Below are 16,132 nucleotides of genomic sequence, written 5' to 3' on the forward strand. Positions count from 1 at the left end.
TTCGTATGAAGCATAAACAGTTAAAACCGGTTCATAAGTCTTTTTTTGAAAAGCCGACACTTCAATTAGCCGAAAAGTTGCTGGGTTCTTTTTTAATTCACGAAACCCCTAATGGGATTCTGGCAGGAAAAATTGTTGAAACAGAAGCATACATGGGACCTGAAGACCGAGCAGCACATAGCTTTAATCATCGCCGGACAAAACGAACGGAGATCATGTTTCACGAGGCTGGCTTGGCCTATATCTATACGATGCATACACATAATCTAATGAACGTCGTAACCGGCCGAATGAATCAACCGCATGCCATTTTAATTCGTGGAATGGAGCCGATTATTGGAGAGGAAGTCATGCTAGACAACAGACCAGTCACAAAAAGAACGAACCTGACAAGTGGACCAGGTAAACTCACGAAAGCGATGGCTATTGATTTATCTCATTATGGTCATCAACTGTGGGAGAAGCCACTGTATATTGCGGATGGAGAAAACCCTAAAGAAATAAAGGCCGGAAGACGAATCGGCATTCCAAATGCAAAAGAGGCTGTTGCTTATCCTTATCGGTTTTGGATAGAAAATAATCCCTTTGTTTCGAGGTAAATATACGTTTGTAATGAATTATTTTATCAAAACATTTTTTGATTCGGCGTTTTGCTTTCGATCTATTCAACTCACTTAAACGCAAAAAAACTCAAACATATGCCTTCACGAACTGGAAGTAAGCATTGTTTGAGTTTTTATTATGATAAATTCTTCGTGTCTTGGGCAACCTCATGCAACGCACTCAATTGTCTTTCCAAGTTTTCCATAATAGCTTTACCATCTTCTTCTTGAATTAAATCCAAGCGAACGGCAAAGTTTATTTCTCTTGAGAGACCAAACATCTGAGTATCTAATACCTCTTCATATAAAGGACATTGAGGCATGGTTAAGTTGTCCATTTGAACTTTGATAAGTTGTAAAATTTTATCAGCATCTGCCTGCAAGAGGGCTAGGGCTTGGTTCTTTTCTAGTGATATTCTGGATGACACAGAAAATCCCTCCTAACTTTCCTACGCTCCCTTATTAAATAGTACCTTCTTCAAGGTAAAATTGCAAGAAATTATCCATGAACAAAGCCATTATAAGAAAGACGTTTTTCTAAAAGATCGACCAACGTTTATCATCTGCTAGGTCCTTCAAGAGGTGCATACCGACAACGCTGTTGCCCTGTTCGTCTAGTGCAGGTCCGAAAACTGCCAGTCCGCCTGATTCTTTAATAACACCCATAATACAACCAGACACTCCACTTTTCGCTGGTATACCAACATTGATTGCAAAGGTTCCGGAAGCATCATACATTCCACAAGTCACCATAAAGGTTTTACAAACACGTGCAACATGTGATGGAAGCAGTGGTTGATTTGTATCTGGATCTTTTCCATCATTGGCAAAAACTGCAGCAATACGAGCTAGCTGTTTCACATTGACTGTGATTGCACATTGTTTCGTATAAACATCAAGTAACTCTTCTACACTTCCGGTAATGATACCATTTTGTTTCATGAAGTAACTGAGCGCACGATTCAAAAATGCTGTTTCAAACTCTGAACGGGCTACTTCTTCGTCATACTCAATCGACGGATCATCGGTTAATAGTCGAACAAGATTTAAAATTTCTTCAACCATTTCTTCTGACCCACGTCCTCTGATCATGTTGGTAACAGCAAGTGCACCTGCATTAATCATCGGGTTTAATGGCTTGCTCGGTTTTTCAACTTCTAACTTTTGAATGGAATAGAACGGGTCAGATGACGGTTCCTTACCGACTCGAGAAAAAACAGCTTGCTCCCCGTGTTGGATCAAGGCAAGTGCTAATGTAAGAACCTTTGATACACTTTGAATGGTAAAAGAATAATCAGCCTGTCCCGCACATGCTACTTCTTTATCTCCAATCGGATAAAAGGCCGTTGCATTGATTTCTGGTTGCTGATTGGCCAAAGCTGGAATATAATCTGCGACCTTTCCATTATTTGCATAAATTTTCACGTGTTCGAGCCAATAATGTAAGTCTTTTTCATCGATTTCGATCATGAAAAATCACTCCTTTAATGCATTCATCAAAAATGTTCGTTATACTTGTATAGAAATTTATAAAAAAGAGGTGTAACAACGATGATTGTTCAATTAAAAGGGAACGTTCAATTTCCCATAACACTTGACCCAACAGTATGGATCTTTGATGATCGAAAAATCAAGCTGGAAGAAGCCTTTTTACCGGATAAAGAAGAAAACCATCCTGAAAAGGACGTCGAGCCTCAACAGCGGATCAGACCACCTGTCAAACGAAGTGTCAGTCGATTTGAAGGTAAAAAAGTGCTTGAAAACAGTTATGTGATGCCGATCAAACCTTTTTTAGAAACATCCAATCCAAAAGAGGATGCAACCTCAGCCATCCTACATACCGACCAAGGTGAAATTGAAATTTCATTGGATGAATTAAAAGAGTCGTTATTGATCTTTGCAATCGACGGTAAGCCGCCGAAAGAAGATGGACCCGTTCACCTATTATTCGGTGATGGTACCAATCAACAGAATCCTTTTAAAGGCATTGATGTGATTACGATTAACTAAGCCTTTCCATTTTCTCATAGATGTTGATTAACTGTCTATTTTTACAATGCATACAACCTCCTTTTTTGCTCAAGCTAGTTAAAAAAGGAGGTTATTTATTTGAAGTGGAAATTTACACTCCTTATCTTATTTATACTTCTTTTCTCAGCTTGTAGCAATCAAGAAGCTAACTCACCCGAAAACACTGCAAGTCCGGACTTACAACGTGTAAATGATCCAACGAATCATCAGACTACTCAAGAACATACAAACCAAGAGGCGGCTGAACGATTAGTCCAGTTAGCCAACAGTGTTCCAAATGTAAACAATGCACGAGCTGTCGTCTTTGGTGACTATACAATTATCGGTATAGATATCGATGAAGATTTGGATCGAGGTAAGTCAGGATCTGTTAAACATGCAGTAACAGAAATCATTAAACACGACCCTTACGGTCACTATGCGTATGTTATGGCTGATGGTGATATTATGAAACGAATAGCGAATATTAATGAGTCTATTCAAAACGGCCAAGGACGAAGTGTCATTTTAGACGAAATTGCTAATGTAATTGGACGATATATCCCTGATATGCCAATGCGTGAGACAGATCAAGATGAACAATATGAGAAAAACCAAGAAAACACGGATGACATTCAACAAGAGCGACAAGAACAAAATCAACCACTATAATCTTTACTTTATTTACGTTTACGCAGGAAACTCCCTTGTCCATCACACAGACAAGGGAGTTTCAGTATTATTGTTGAGTTGGATATTTAGTTGGGTCTTCGCCTTCACGAACTTTATTGTAATATTGAACTCCAAATTGCGATCCTTCATTGACCATTTTGGAGTTTTCGTCATTCTGTAAGTCGGGTTTTCCTGATTCAACTTCAGGGATTTGATCTTTTTCACCGAAATATTTATTTTTCAGCCCTTTGATTTTCGTCATCACTTTTTGTTTTCGATTTTCATCAGACATTACATAAGCGACTGCTCCTGCTCCGAGTGCCGCAAACAATCGTTTTTTCATCGTAAATCCCCTCCTCATTATGTTCGGAAACGCTTATGATTTTATCAATTCCCTATCCAACAATTTTCAAACCTTGTCCTTATATTTTTTGTTGGCCGGCAATTCTTATTCATCATTCCAAATTTGTCGTTGTTGGTGGTATAATGTAGAGTGGATTTGAGGTGAAAATAATGCGTGTAAAATGTATTCTATGTGATCGGGTAGATACCTTGGAGCCTTTTTCATTAGTCGCCAAAGAAATACAAAAAAGAAGAAAGCTCTCCTACTTATGTCCTGATTGTGATCAACGGATCACTCAGAAAGTTGAACAAAAATCACAAGAATCGCCACAAAGCAAGACAATTAAGACGGACTTTTCCAGTAAAAATTAAAAAACTGCCGCCAGTGAAGGCAGCAGTCTCTATTCATTGCTTGAACGATTTCGTTCTTTTCGTTCCCGGTATAGCCGAAAACGATAAATCCCTAGTACAAGAGCAATCACAATAAGCACTTCAGCAATTGGCAGGGCAAATATAGCAAAGATGGCTAAGATAAAACAACCAATAAATAACATTATGTACACAATGATTGATTTCAATAATGGTAATTCTTTTGCGAAGCCTAACTTATATGTGATTACTGCTAAGATAAATATAGCAAAAAACATTAGCCAAAACCCTAGTTCTCCACCAACGTCCATTAAAAAGTAACGTTCGACTGGGCTAAAGCTAAATTGTTGGGAAACCGTTTTATCCATCGGGTAACCTCCTATCGTGTCCTATACAATCATACTAAATCAATTTGTTTTTTTCTATAATGAAACCATAAAAAACATAACAAAACCGTGAATTTATCAGTTTAGGAGTTGAATAATAATGAAATTTGAAATAAAGATGGCTTTATTGGCCGTGTTGGTTGTCTCACTCTTTTTAGCGACAGCAGTTGCGATAAGCTTTCAAAACTTTTGGTTGGTTTTTGCCTTTTTCTTCGGAGGCATGGCTGTGATGGTCTTTGGCCTACGCTACAAAAAGAAACATTACTCATCAATTAAAAAGTAATCGTTTACGTTTTTTGTAGACTCTAAATAAGTATAAGTACTTAAATCGGCTGCACTGTGCATAAACTTACTGCGACTGTGCAGCCGTTCACTTAAATGGTATAACGAATTCTAAGCAAAAACGTTCGATGTTATCCATGCAGCCTATTTCTCTTCAATATAGTCGATGTAGCCACTATGAACAACTTCATTTGCTGCCAATACAGTATTGTCTTTTAAAAGATCAAGCGGTTCTCCATTGACCTGAGTCGCTTTGCCTCCAACCTCATTAATGATAATTATACCGGCAGCTATATCCCATGGAGAGAGGCGCATCGTTATATATGCGTCAATAATCCCTTCTGCAATATAAGCAAATTCAAGTGCTGCAGAACCATAGGAACGTGTACCTCTCACATCGCGAATTAATTGATGGATTTTTTCTTCATTTAAGCGTCTATTTGGTATAGACCAGAAACTGTTAATTCCAATTAATGTATCCTTCAATTCTCTTTCTTTTGTCAATTCGGGGATTTTTTTGCCATTTTTATAGGCGCCTTCTCCCTTTATACCCTCATAGAGTGTATCATCCATCACGTCGTAGATCAGTCCAACAATACCTTCACCATTATGATAAATACCAATTGAAATCGCAAAAAAGCGTTTTTGATGAATAAAGTTCATTGTGCCATCGATCGGATCGATAATCCATACGGTTCCATCTAAGGAGTTAACCTCGTCTCCCGTTCCTTCTTCAGCCATAATTTTATGATCTGGAAATGAACTCCTAACTTTTTTGATAATAAATTTTTCAGTACTTTCGTCAATCTCTGTGACTAAATCTTTTCGATCTTGCTTTGTATTGATGTCATAAGGACGTTGCATATGGTTTTTTATTTGTTCACTTGCTTTGAAAATAATTCTTTTTGCTTCATCGATTAATTTACTTTTTTCAAAGTTGTCCATTCTATCTTTCTCCTTCTATAAAAACTTCTTCATATCAAATATCCTATCAAATAATGCCGAATAATACACTTAAAGTACAGTGTCCTTCACAATTCTTAACGTTGTCATTCGATTTATGCTACAATTTCAATGGAGAAAATGGAACTGAAATGAGGTGACAAAATGAGCAGTTTTAACGGCTTTGAACAACGAGACTTTAATGTATTTACCATCGATGGCTTGGAAGAACGAATGGAGGCACTCAGAAGTCGAATTTCCACCAAGCTTGAGGCGATTGCTAACCATCTTGAACCTGACCTATCCAGTCTTTCAGGTGACGAGATGTTTGTCCATGTCGCCAAGCATGCTCGTAGAACAAAAAATCCTCCGAATGATACATGGGCTGCATTGGCAAGCAGTAAGAGAGGATATAAGAAACTACCACATTTCCAGATTGGTATGTGGGAGTCTCACGTATTCATCTGGTTTGCGGTCATTTATGAAAGTCCAATAAAAGTAGGTTTAGCTGAACAGCTGAAAAAGCACAAAAAAGAAATTTTAAACGAAATACCGAATGACTTCGTTTGGTCAGAAGATCATATGAAACCAGAAACAATTTCACATGAAGAAATGAAAAAAGGTGAATTCGATCGTGTCGTCGATCGCCTGGAAAATGTGAAGAAAGCAGAAATCCTTTGTGGTAAAACATATGACCGACAAGACCCCATCTTACAGGATGGTGAAAAATTTCTGAAAGAATGCGAAGATACGTTCAAGCAACTCATGCGTTTTTATGATCTTGCTAAAAATGTCTCAACGAATAATTAATAAATAGCGACTAAGACAAGAACGTTAATGTATTATTTGTTTCCATCGTATTGAGGTTATTTTGGTTATAAGAATTGAAAAGATGATCCCGATTGCCAATCGAGATCATCTTTTTGTGCTATAGTAATAAAATTTTCATAAAATCAGCAATTCTACATTTTAATCTTTCCATCACCAGCTGCTCTCGCTTTTTTTATCACCTGAAAAGGAATGAAACCTGATTTTTTCTCAAAATCTTTAAATAAAGTTTTTTCTTCAGCTTTTGATGGAACGACTTTTTTAAACTCTTTGTATGCCTGTAATATATCCTTTGGCCGTGTTCCTTGCTCATATGCTTCTTCAACCTTTTGAAAAAGCCCAATGACGTTTACAATTTCATCTGTTGTCCAGTCTGGATCAATTGGATAGCTATATTCCATACGATCAGTACTCCCTTTATTTCGTAGTTATTTGTGTTAAACGCTGTTGAATTTCATCCACTTCATCAACCATTTGATCAAAAAGCTCCTGAACCGATGGGAGATCTTGTATTCGCCACGCGACTTGCCCTGCCCAAACAAAACCTTCATCTACTTGTCCCTCTTGTGCAAATCGTTTGTTGGCTTTTCCGCTAATATAATCTTTCAATCCTTCATAACCGACATTCTTTTGTTCCAATTCTAAAATTTTATCGGTCCAATCGTTTTTCAATGCACGAGCTGGAGCGCCAATGGACTCTTTAATCAATACTGTTGACTGGGCCCCGGCGTCAAGGATTGCTTGTTTATAGGCTTCACTTGCATGGACACACTCTTTTGTTGCAATAAACCGGGTCCCCATCTCAATTCCTTCAGCACCAAATGACAATGCAGCCATTAACCCTTTGCCATCACTAATTCCACCAGAAGCAACTACTGGAATATCAACTGCTTGGACAACTTCAGGAATGAGCACGAAATTTCCGATATGGTCTCTTCCCAAGTGTCCTCCGCCTTCATAGCCAACAACCATTACTGCATCAGCACCTAATTCTTCAGCTTTCTCTGCTTGTCTTCTAGCTGCCACCAAAACCAATTTTTTTGTGTTTGTTCCTTGAAACATTTCCAGTACAGGCTTCGGATTCCCACCTGTTACGGATATCACTGGTACGTTTTCATCCAAGGCCACTTGGACCATATGTTCAAACGGCCGACCATGCTGTCCGATCGCAAAGTTTACACCAAATGGTTTGTCAGTTAATTTTTTCACTTTTTGTATTTCTTCCCTCAGTGCATCTTCATTATCCAAACTCATGGCAGTAATCTGGCCCAAACCGCCAGCATTTGAAACGGCTGCTGCTAATTCAGCATATGCCAAATGAGCTAATCCACCTTGAATAATCGGCATTTCAATTTTAAGTAATTCCGTCAATCTCGTTTTCATCATCATGCCTCCTGCTATGGTATTCTGTCTTCATAATATCATTAAATTCAAATTAATTAAAAAACCACACCATTCACATAACCTTCAGTGTACATATAAAAGACTGCCTGCTTCACCCACCACCTTTGAAAGGTTGTTTGAGTTTAAACAGACAGTTCGATTATTTACGATTCAATTGTTTGAATTTCGTATGGATCGATGAAGCCAAACCCTTTATCTCTTAAGCCGGTGATAATATCAGGTAAAGCTTCTTTCGTCCATTCTCGGTCATGCATCAGAAGGTTGGAACCATTCCCTAATAGCTCTGTTTCCAACATGATTTCAGTTAGCGCCTCTTTTTCCATATAGTCTGCTTTAAAGTCATAACCAAATGACCAGTTCATCAACAGCATGCCCTCTTCTTTGACAAGCTTCTTCGCGTAATCTGTATTTGCACCATGTGGAGCTCTGAAAAACAGTGGGCGTTCTCCAATAATTTCTTCAATCTTATCGCTTAGTGGAATAATTTGTTCTCGCTGTTCTTCTTCTGTTAATTCCTTTAAATTCTTATGATCATACGTATGGTTACCGATCGGGAAACCCATTTCGTGAATCTGTTTTAACGCTTTTTTCTCTTCCTCAGATTCAATAAAGTGACCATTGACAAAGAAAATTGCTGGAACGTCCATCTCCGTTAAAATCTCAGCCATTTCAACTGCATGTTCATCAGGTGCATCATCGATTGTCATCAAAACCACTTGCTCGTCCGCATCATCGATTGGATCAAAGCCAAATATGTCGTTCATTTTATATTTGGGTGTTTTTTCTTTTTCTTCTGTATCGTTAGTTTGTTCTTCTTTTACTTGGTCATCCTCATTTTCATCAGCAGAGTCGTCCGCTTCTTCGACTTCTGTTTCTTCTTCTTTATCTATTTCTTCCGCGGATTGTTCTGTATCTTCTGATGTGTCTTGTGCTGTTTCAGATTGATGATCATTAGGTTCTGCTTCGTCATTTGTTTGACAGCCTACGACGAATAATAAAATAAGTAGTATTCCAATGGTGTATTTCGTTTTCAATGGTTGTCCTCCTATATATGTAATAACTCCATTATAACTCGATATTTCTTTTCTTGAAACAGTTATTTTTTTGCTGAATGGTTATTTTATAAACAAGAGGGTAAAAGTAAAAGAACGCTAATAAATGAAATTTCCTTGATTGTCGTTTGAATTTTTGTTTCAATGGATTATGTCCTTATGATAATGTACGTTTTCTCGTCCAATAGGAGGTTTTTTAACATGGGAAAAAAGGTTACTAAGGTTTTTTATATTTCATTATTAATAGCACTTTTATTTATTGTTTGGGGGATTGTTCCTTCAAGTATCCTGCCGACTTGGAACTTAAATAACATTACGACTAATATTCAAGGTTTTATTGTAGATAAGTTCGGTTGGTTTTACTTACTTTCAGCAACTTCATTCCTGATCTTTGCTATTTTCTTAGTTGTCTCGAAATATGGGAATATCAAATTAGGAAAAGAAGCAGACAAACCAGAATACAACTATTTAACCTGGTTCGGAATGTTATTCAGTGCAGGAATGGGAATTGGGCTTGTATTTTGGGGAGCTGCGGAACCTATCTCGCATTTCAACATGCCTCCTTATGCAACCGCGAATGAAACGGAAGCAGCGAAAACTGCATTACGGTATTCATTTTTCCACTGGGGACTACATCCTTGGGGGATTTATGCAATTTTAGCTATGGCACTAGCCTACTTTCAATTCAGAAAAGATGAACCAGGATTGATCAGCACAACGTTAAAACCATTATTTGGGGATAGAATGAATGGGCCATATGGTACAATCGTCAACGTGATTGCTGTCTTTGCGACAGTATTCGGTGTTGCAACTTCTCTTGGTCTAGGTGCACAACAAATAGCCAGTGGATTAGGATTCATTATACCTGGAATCAGTAACACAATTGTCGTTCAATTGATTATCATTGCAGTAGTTACTGTTTTATTCATGATATCAGCAGCGACTGGATTGAATAAAGGTATTCGGATTTTAAGTACAACGAATATTATTATTGCATTCTTGTTGATGTTTTTCTTGTTGTTCGCTGGACCAACTAATTTCATCATGAATTTCTTTACAACTTCATTAGGCGGTTACGTTCAGAACTTACCGTCCATGAGCTTTAGAACAACACCTTTCAATTCTGAAAACGCAGTATGGCTACAAGATTGGACGATGTTCTATTGGGCATGGTGGATCGCATGGGCACCTTTCGTCGGAATGTTCATAGCCCGCGTCTCTCGTGGACGTACAGTTAGAGAATTTGTCATAGGTGTACTATTAGTACCTACCATCTTCGGTGCATTGTGGTTCGCTGTTTTCGGCGGATCAGCTATTTCTCTGGAATACCACCAAGGGATGGATATTATGTCAGTGGTTAATGATCAAGGAGCTGAGATTGCATTATTCACGGTCCTTGAGAACTACCCATTGTCATTTATAACATCGCTACTGGCGATTTTATTGATTAGTACTTTTTTCATTACTTCTGCCGATTCAGCAACATTCGTATTAGGCATGCAAACGACGGGCGGTAGTCTCAACCCAAATGTTCGAGTAAAACTTGCTTGGGGATTGGTACAGTCAGCAACTGCTGCTGTGTTGCTATGGCAAGGTGGATTAGGCGCATTGCAAACAGCGTCAATTTTAGCCGCCTTTCCATTCGTGTTCATCTTGCTGATGGTTATCTTCTCATTGGTTAAAGAATTCAGAGAAGAAGCAAGGAATGCCCCTCTCAAGAGACGAAGAAGAAACGAACCGATTGAGTGATCGTAATAATGTCTTAATCAATAGAAAGTTGAATAAAAATATCAGCTAAACAACTCCGAACTAAGCGATAAATTACTGTAGCTTAGTTCGGAGTTGTTTTGTTCATGAATCATCTTGGTTTGATTAATGACATCTTCAAGGTAACCGTTGTGTAAATTATATCTGGGGCTTTTCATGAATTCTGAAGAAGCGTCTCAATCGCTTTTTCGACTTCTGGTATAGCTGAGGCTTTTACGGTTTTGTAAAACTCATATAAATTCTCTTTGATCGCGTTTAAGTACTCTAGCCCTATCTTGCGTATCTCTTTATGTCTCATTTAATACCAGCGATCGCCACCGAAACTTACGCTAAGTTGTGTATTAGAATCTTTATATTTTTCAAAGAAAAAACACACCGATCAGCGAACCGGATAGGTTCAACTGAATCGGTGTGTTTTAATTTCTCACCTATTCATTATTTCATTGTATGAATTGGCATGCCGATTGCAAGGTCGCCTGCTTCCATAACCGTCTCACCAAGTGTTGGGTGAGCATGGATCGTCAATGCTAAGTCTTCAGCTGTCATACCAGCCTCCACAGCAAGTCCTAATTCTGCAATTAGATCACTTGCACTTGGACCAGCAACTTGAGCACCAATGACTAATCCGTCTGATTTACGCGTAATTAATTTCACGAAACCATCCGTATCATTTAAGCTTAACGCACGGCCGTTAGCTGCGAATGGGAATTTAGAAACTTTAACATCATAGCCTGCTTCTTTTGCGTCGCTCTCATTGTATCCAACGCTTGCAAGCTCTGGATCTGAGAAAACGACAAGTGGCATGGATAGATAATCGATTTCTGATTTCTCTCCACTAATCGCCTCAGCAGCAATTTTACCTTCATAAGAAGCTTTGTGAGCTAATGGTGGTCCGTCAACAATGTCACCAATCGCATAAATGGTATCTAGATTCGTACGTCCTTGTTTATCCACTTTAATTAAGCCTTTATCATCCATTTCCACGCCAACTTCTTCAAGTCCAATTTCATCCGTGTTTGGACGACGGCCGACTGTTACCAATAGGTAATCAGCTTCTATTGTTTTTTCTTCGCCTTTTACTTCATAGGTTACTTTTACACCATTATCGGTTTCTTCAACGCCTTGAGCCATAGCTTCTGTAACAATATCAACGCCTTTTCCTTTCAGACGTTTTTTCACTAATTGGGTCATTTGTTTCTCGAAACCGCCCAAGATATCTTTTGTACCTTCAAGGATAGTTACTTCTGTACCAAAGCTTGCGTACGCGCCACCAAGTTCAGTACCGATATAACCTCCACCGATTACAACCATTTTTCCTGGAACTTCTTTTAAGTCCAATGCACCTGTAGAGTCTAACACGCGCTCAGAATAAGGGAATGGTTTTAATTCAACCGGTCTAGATCCTGTTGCTAAAATACAATTTTTGAACTTATACGTTTGCGACTGCTTTTCGTCCATGATTTTGGCTGTATTTTGATCAACAAAATAAGCTTCACCTTTAACGATATCTACTTTATTCGCTTTTAATAAGCTTTCAACACCGCCGGTTAATTTGTTAACAACCTGGCCTTTCCACTCTTGGACTTTATCCCAATTGACAGATACCTTTTCTGCAACAATTCCCATGTCATCAGAACCAGACGCTTGTTCATAACGATGACCTGCTGAAATTAATGCTTTAGATGGAATACAACCTACGTTCAAACAAACACCGCCTAGGTTGCCCTTATCTACAATGGTTACTTTTTGTCCCATTTGTGCAGCTCGGATTGCTGCAACGTAACCGCCGGGTCCAGCACCGACGATTAGCGTATCTACTTCTTCTGGAAAATCTCCTACTACCATAATCAACCCTCCATCATAATTAGTTGTGGATCATTCAATAATCGTTTTACATGATTCATCGCATATTGTGCTGTTGCACCGTCAACCATGCGATGATCAAAGCTTAGAGATAATGCCAATACAGGTGCTACAACAACTTCTCCGTCGCGAACAACTGGTTTCTCGCTGATTCGACCAATACCTAAAATACCCATTTCAGGATGATTGATGACAGGAGTGAACCACTGTCCACCTGCAGATCCGATATTCGTGATCGAACAAGAAGCACCTTTCATCTCCCCTGGAGAAAGTTTACCATCACGCGCTTTTGTTGCCAACTCATTTATTTCAGCAGAGATATCAAACATGGATTTGCGATCTGCATCTTTTACGACCGGTACAAGTAGTCCACGGTCTGTATCAGCAGCAATTCCAATATTGTAATAATGCTTATAAATAAGTTCTTCTGTTTCATCGTCGAAGGAAGCATTCAAGATCGGATACTTCTTCAATGTTGAAACTAGAGCTTTTACGACATATGGTAAATAAGTTAGTTTAATGTCTTGCTCTTCTGCAATTGCTTTGAATTTCTTACGGTGTTCTACCATAGCGGTAACATCCACGTCATCCATCAATGTAACATGTGGTGCTGTACGTTTGGAGTTCACCATTGCATTTGCAATTGTACGGCGAATACCACTGATTTTCTCTCTTGTTTCAGGGTATTGACCTTCCGTTGTTTGCGGTGCCGCTTGTTGCTCTGCAGTTTCTTCCGTCTGCTGGACATCTTCAGTAGGTTGATCCCCACTTAAGAATTGATCAATATCATCTTTTAAGATTCGACCATTTTTACCTGAACCACTAACTTGCTGAATATTTACGTCATTGTCTCGTGCATATTTACGGACAGAAGGCATCGCAATGACCCGTTTGTTTTCGTCAACAGACTTTTCGCTCGCTTCTGTTTGTTTACGATCCGCTGTTTGCTCTTCTTTCGGTTCTTCTTTCTTTTCTTCCGTTTGTTCTTCTTGTTTCGGTTCTTCTTCTTTTGATGATTCTTCTTCCGAGTCGTCTTCATACCCTTCTGCATCGAAGGTTATGATGACCGTACCAACGGTCGTTACTTCGCCTTCATCAACAAAGATTTTTTTGACTGTCCCATCAACCGGAGATGGGATCTCAACAACTGCCTTGTCGTTTTGAACCTCGGCTAAGACATCATCTTCGCTTACTTGGTCGCCTTCTTTCACAAACCACTTGGCAATTTCACCTTCATGGATTCCTTCACCAATATCAGGAAGTTTAAATTCAAAGGCCAAGATAATCCCTCCTATTCATTATCAATTTCAATTAAAAGTTCATGGATTCTTTTACTTTTTCTTTAATGTCTTGATGATCAGGTAACCATACTTCTTCCGCTTGGGAGAATGGATATACTGTATCTGGAGCAGTCACTCGAAAAACAGGTGCTTCTAAATGCAAAATCGCACGCTCTTGAATTTCAGCAACAATTCCAGCTGCCACTCCTGCTTGACGCTGAGCTTCTTGAACAACGACTGCACGGTTTGTTTTCTTAACGGATTCTAGAATTGTGTCAATATCAATTGGGCTCACCGTACGAAGGTCAATGACTTCACAGCTGATTCCTTCTTCTTCTAATTCTTCCGCTGCCTTAATGGACGAATGAACCATCGCACCGTATGCAACTAACGTCATATCGGTACCTTTTCTTACAACGTTCGCTTTGTCTAAATCGATCGTATATTCGTCTTCAGGAACTTCTTCACGGAAAGAACGATATAACTTCATGTGCTCCAAGAAAATAACAGGGTCGTTATTTCGAATCGAAGAAATCAATAACCCTTTTGCATCATATGGACCTGATGGAATAACGACACGAAGACCCGGTGCTTGAGTCATAAAACCTTCTAAGCTATCTGCGTGAAGTTCTGGTGTGTGAACACCACCACCAAAAGGTGAACGGATTGTAATTGGCGCATGCCATCTACCTCCGGAACGGTAACGCATACGAGCAGATTGACCTACCACTGCATCCATAGCTTCGAAAACGAAGCCGAAGAACTGAATTTCCGGAACTGGTCGGTAACCTTGTGTCGACAAACCGACAGACATGCCGATGATTCCTGATTCAGCCAATGGCGTGTCAAAAACTCTTTCTTCTCCAAACTCATCCTGTAAGCCTTCAGTCGCACGGAAAACACCACCATTTTGGCCAACATCCTCACCAAAAACGAGCACATTGTCATCGTTTTTCAACTCTGTGCGTAAGGCATCTGTTATTGCTTGAATCATAGTCATTTCAGCCATTGTTTACTTCGACTCCTTTTCTTTATATTCTTCCATTTGCTCTTTCAAATTAACTGGAAGTTCTTCATGCATAATGGAAATTAACTCCGTAACGGATTGTTTTTCTTGTTTATCCGCTTTCTTGATCGCTGTTTTTATCTCTTCTTTCGCTTTTTCCATAACTTCATTTTCTTTTTCTTCAGACCATAGTCCTTTATCTTCCAAGAACTTACGGAAACGGACAATTGGATCTTTCTTCTCCCATTCGCTATCCATATCTTCTGTACGGTAGCGTGTAGGGTCATCCCCCGCCATTGTGTGTGGACCATAACGATACGTCAATGTTTCGATTAATGTCGGACCATCACCATTCACAGCACGTTCACGAGCTTCTTGTACTACTTTATAAACAGCTAAAACATCCATACCATCGACTAGGAAGCCAGGGATTCCCATAGCTACTGATTTCTGAGCAATTGTTTTCGCTGCTGATTGTTTTTCAACTGGAACAGAAATAGCGAATCGGTTATTTTGTACGATAAATATCGCTGGTGCCTGGTAAGCTCCGGCAAAGTTTACACCTTCATAGAAGTCACCTTGCGATGCACCGCCATCACCTGTATAAGTAATGGCAACATTTTTCTTGCCACGACGTTTCATTCCGAGTGCCACACCTGCAGCCTGTGTAATTTGTGCACCGATAATGATTTGTGGACTCAATGCTTGAACATCTTCAGGCATTTGGTTCCCATGATAATGACCACGAGAAAACAAGAAAGCTTGATACAACGGAAGCCCCTGCCAAATCAACTGTGGAACGTCACGATATCCCGGAAGGATAAAATCATCTTGCTCCAAAGCAAACTGACTACCTAATTGAGAAGCTTCTTGCCCTGCTGTCGGTGCATAGAAACCCAATCTTCCTTGTCTGTTCAACGCAATTGAACGTTGATCCAAAACTCTCGTATAAACCATACGTCGCATTAATTCTACCAAATCATCATCAGATAAATCCGGCATTGCATCCTCATTCACAATTTTCCCATCTTCATTCAAGATTTGAATCATCTCAAATTTTTCTTCGATGCCTTCTACTGGACTTTTAAAAACCACACCAGTCACCTCTTCCTTTCCTTATATTCTTACCATAGTTTGGCTAACGTTCCTCATACTAAACTTCATCTTTTATATTTACCCTTAAGCTCGGGCATTTAATCAAACAAACTGTTTCATGAAAAAGATAAATTTTAGTGATACAAGGTTCTATAGAGTAGTTTATAACATAAAGGGAACACTCGTCAATTGTATTTGCTTACCAAGCAACCAGTCAGTTTTCTGAATTTTT

19 protein-coding genes are annotated in these 16,132 nt (G+C 39.1%); 7 read left to right on the plus strand and 12 right to left on the minus strand.

What is annotated here, in order from left to right; all coding sequences use genetic code 11:
• The first annotated feature begins 5 nt into the window (after positions 1 to 5).
• The gene (locus KQ486_RS05715) at positions 6 to 599 is read left to right on the plus strand and encodes a DNA-3-methyladenine glycosylase (protein WP_144159773.1); all 594 of its coding nucleotides are present in this window, start codon (positions 6 to 8) and stop codon (positions 597 to 599) included.
• A gap of 140 nt (positions 600 to 739) precedes the next feature.
• Here KQ486_RS05715 and KQ486_RS05720 read toward each other — a convergent pair whose 3' ends face one another.
• Positions 740 to 1,030 carry an Fpa/YlaN family protein gene (locus tag KQ486_RS05720; RefSeq protein ID WP_144088698.1) on the minus strand — a complete coding sequence of 97 codons (291 nt, stop codon included), beginning with the start codon at positions 1,028 to 1,030 and terminating at the stop codon, positions 740 to 742.
• Between the two features lie 109 nt (positions 1,031 to 1,139).
• Positions 1,140 to 2,072 (minus strand): glutaminase A, encoded by a 933-nt coding sequence (gene glsA / locus KQ486_RS05725; RefSeq protein WP_144159776.1) that lies wholly within the window; start codon positions 2,070 to 2,072, stop codon positions 1,140 to 1,142.
• An 81-nt stretch (positions 2,073 to 2,153) separates the two neighbouring features.
• Between glsA and KQ486_RS05730 the strand changes: the two genes are divergently transcribed.
• Both KQ486_RS05730 and KQ486_RS05735 read left to right on the plus strand, forming a co-directional pair.
• On the plus strand, positions 2,154 to 2,612 hold the full coding sequence (locus KQ486_RS05730; protein ID WP_144159779.1) for a hypothetical protein: 459 nt from the start codon (positions 2,154 to 2,156) through the stop codon (positions 2,610 to 2,612).
• Positions 2,613 to 2,711: 99 nt separating this feature from the next.
• A complete protein-coding gene (locus tag KQ486_RS05735) occupies positions 2,712 to 3,284 on the plus strand; it encodes a YhcN/YlaJ family sporulation lipoprotein (protein ID WP_186278506.1) in 573 nt (190 codons plus the stop codon).
• Between the two features lie 67 nt (positions 3,285 to 3,351).
• Here KQ486_RS05735 and KQ486_RS05740 read toward each other — a convergent pair whose 3' ends face one another.
• Positions 3,352 to 3,627: a YbyB family protein gene (locus KQ486_RS05740; RefSeq protein WP_144159785.1), complete on the minus strand. Its 276-nt coding sequence runs from the start codon at positions 3,625 to 3,627 to the stop codon at positions 3,352 to 3,354.
• 170 nt (positions 3,628 to 3,797) lie between these two features.
• On the opposite strand from KQ486_RS05740, the gene KQ486_RS05745 reads away from it, so the two are divergent.
• Positions 3,798 to 3,998 (plus strand): DUF2197 domain-containing protein, encoded by a 201-nt coding sequence (locus KQ486_RS05745; RefSeq protein WP_144159788.1) that lies wholly within the window; start codon positions 3,798 to 3,800, stop codon positions 3,996 to 3,998.
• Between the two features lie 29 nt (positions 3,999 to 4,027).
• On the opposite strand, the gene KQ486_RS05750 is transcribed toward KQ486_RS05745, so the two are convergent.
• Positions 4,028 to 4,363 (minus strand): YlaH-like family protein, encoded by a 336-nt coding sequence (locus tag KQ486_RS05750; RefSeq protein ID WP_144159791.1) that lies wholly within the window; start codon positions 4,361 to 4,363, stop codon positions 4,028 to 4,030.
• 118 nt (positions 4,364 to 4,481) lie between these two features.
• Here KQ486_RS05750 and KQ486_RS05755 point away from each other — a divergent pair, with 118 nt between their 5' ends.
• Entirely contained in the window at positions 4,482 to 4,664 is a 183-nt protein-coding gene (locus KQ486_RS05755) for a hypothetical protein (RefSeq protein WP_144159794.1), read from the plus strand.
• A gap of 143 nt (positions 4,665 to 4,807) precedes the next feature.
• Here the strand turns inward: KQ486_RS05755 and KQ486_RS05760 are convergent, their stop codons facing one another.
• Positions 4,808 to 5,608: an inositol monophosphatase family protein gene (locus tag KQ486_RS05760; protein ID WP_144159798.1), complete on the minus strand. Its 801-nt coding sequence runs from the start codon at positions 5,606 to 5,608 to the stop codon at positions 4,808 to 4,810.
• 162 nt (positions 5,609 to 5,770) lie between these two features.
• Between KQ486_RS05760 and KQ486_RS05765 the strand changes: the two genes are divergently transcribed.
• On the plus strand, positions 5,771 to 6,415 hold the full coding sequence (locus KQ486_RS05765) for a YktB family protein (RefSeq protein ID WP_144159801.1): 645 nt from the start codon (positions 5,771 to 5,773) through the stop codon (positions 6,413 to 6,415).
• Between the two features lie 152 nt (positions 6,416 to 6,567).
• On the opposite strand, the gene KQ486_RS05770 is transcribed toward KQ486_RS05765, so the two are convergent.
• From KQ486_RS05770 to KQ486_RS05780, 3 genes are all read right to left on the minus strand, one after another.
• Positions 6,568 to 6,834 carry a UPF0223 family protein gene (locus KQ486_RS05770; RefSeq protein WP_144159804.1) on the minus strand — a complete coding sequence of 89 codons (267 nt, stop codon included), beginning with the start codon at positions 6,832 to 6,834 and terminating at the stop codon, positions 6,568 to 6,570.
• 16 nt (positions 6,835 to 6,850) lie between these two features.
• Entirely contained in the window at positions 6,851 to 7,822 is a 972-nt protein-coding gene (locus KQ486_RS05775; RefSeq protein WP_144159807.1) for an NAD(P)H-dependent flavin oxidoreductase, read from the minus strand.
• A 158-nt stretch (positions 7,823 to 7,980) separates the two neighbouring features.
• Entirely contained in the window at positions 7,981 to 8,871 is an 891-nt protein-coding gene (locus KQ486_RS05780) for a polysaccharide deacetylase family protein (protein WP_216687035.1), read from the minus strand.
• A 219-nt stretch (positions 8,872 to 9,090) separates the two neighbouring features.
• Here KQ486_RS05780 and KQ486_RS05785 point away from each other — a divergent pair, with 219 nt between their 5' ends.
• Positions 9,091 to 10,638 carry a glycine betaine uptake BCCT transporter gene (locus tag KQ486_RS05785; protein WP_216687036.1) on the plus strand — a complete coding sequence of 516 codons (1,548 nt, stop codon included), beginning with the start codon at positions 9,091 to 9,093 and terminating at the stop codon, positions 10,636 to 10,638.
• Between the two features lie 453 nt (positions 10,639 to 11,091).
• Here the strand turns inward: KQ486_RS05785 and lpdA are convergent, their stop codons facing one another.
• Genes lpdA through pdhA form a run of 4 tightly spaced genes read right to left on the minus strand, consistent with a single transcriptional unit; the run spans position 11,092 to position 15,855 of the window.
• Positions 11,092 to 12,501 carry a dihydrolipoyl dehydrogenase gene (gene lpdA / locus KQ486_RS05790; protein ID WP_144159816.1) on the minus strand — a complete coding sequence of 470 codons (1,410 nt, stop codon included), beginning with the start codon at positions 12,499 to 12,501 and terminating at the stop codon, positions 11,092 to 11,094.
• A gap of 2 nt (positions 12,502 to 12,503) precedes the next feature.
• Entirely contained in the window at positions 12,504 to 13,799 is a 1,296-nt protein-coding gene (locus KQ486_RS05795; protein WP_216687037.1) for a dihydrolipoamide acetyltransferase family protein, read from the minus strand.
• Positions 13,800 to 13,830: 31 nt separating this feature from the next.
• Positions 13,831 to 14,808, minus strand: coding sequence for an alpha-ketoacid dehydrogenase subunit beta (locus KQ486_RS05800; RefSeq protein ID WP_144159822.1), 978 nt, complete (start codon positions 14,806 to 14,808; stop codon positions 13,831 to 13,833).
• A 3-nt stretch (positions 14,809 to 14,811) separates the two neighbouring features.
• The gene (gene pdhA, locus KQ486_RS05805) at positions 14,812 to 15,855 is read right to left on the minus strand and encodes a pyruvate dehydrogenase (acetyl-transferring) E1 component subunit alpha (protein WP_144160189.1); all 1,044 of its coding nucleotides are present in this window, start codon (positions 15,853 to 15,855) and stop codon (positions 14,812 to 14,814) included.
• Positions 15,856 to 16,132: the final 277 nt, after the last annotated feature.

Origin of the sequence: Allobacillus halotolerans (genome assembly GCF_018967645.1) — a bacterium.
Taxonomy (GTDB): domain Bacteria; phylum Bacillota; class Bacilli; order Bacillales; family Alkalibacillaceae; genus Allobacillus; species Allobacillus halotolerans.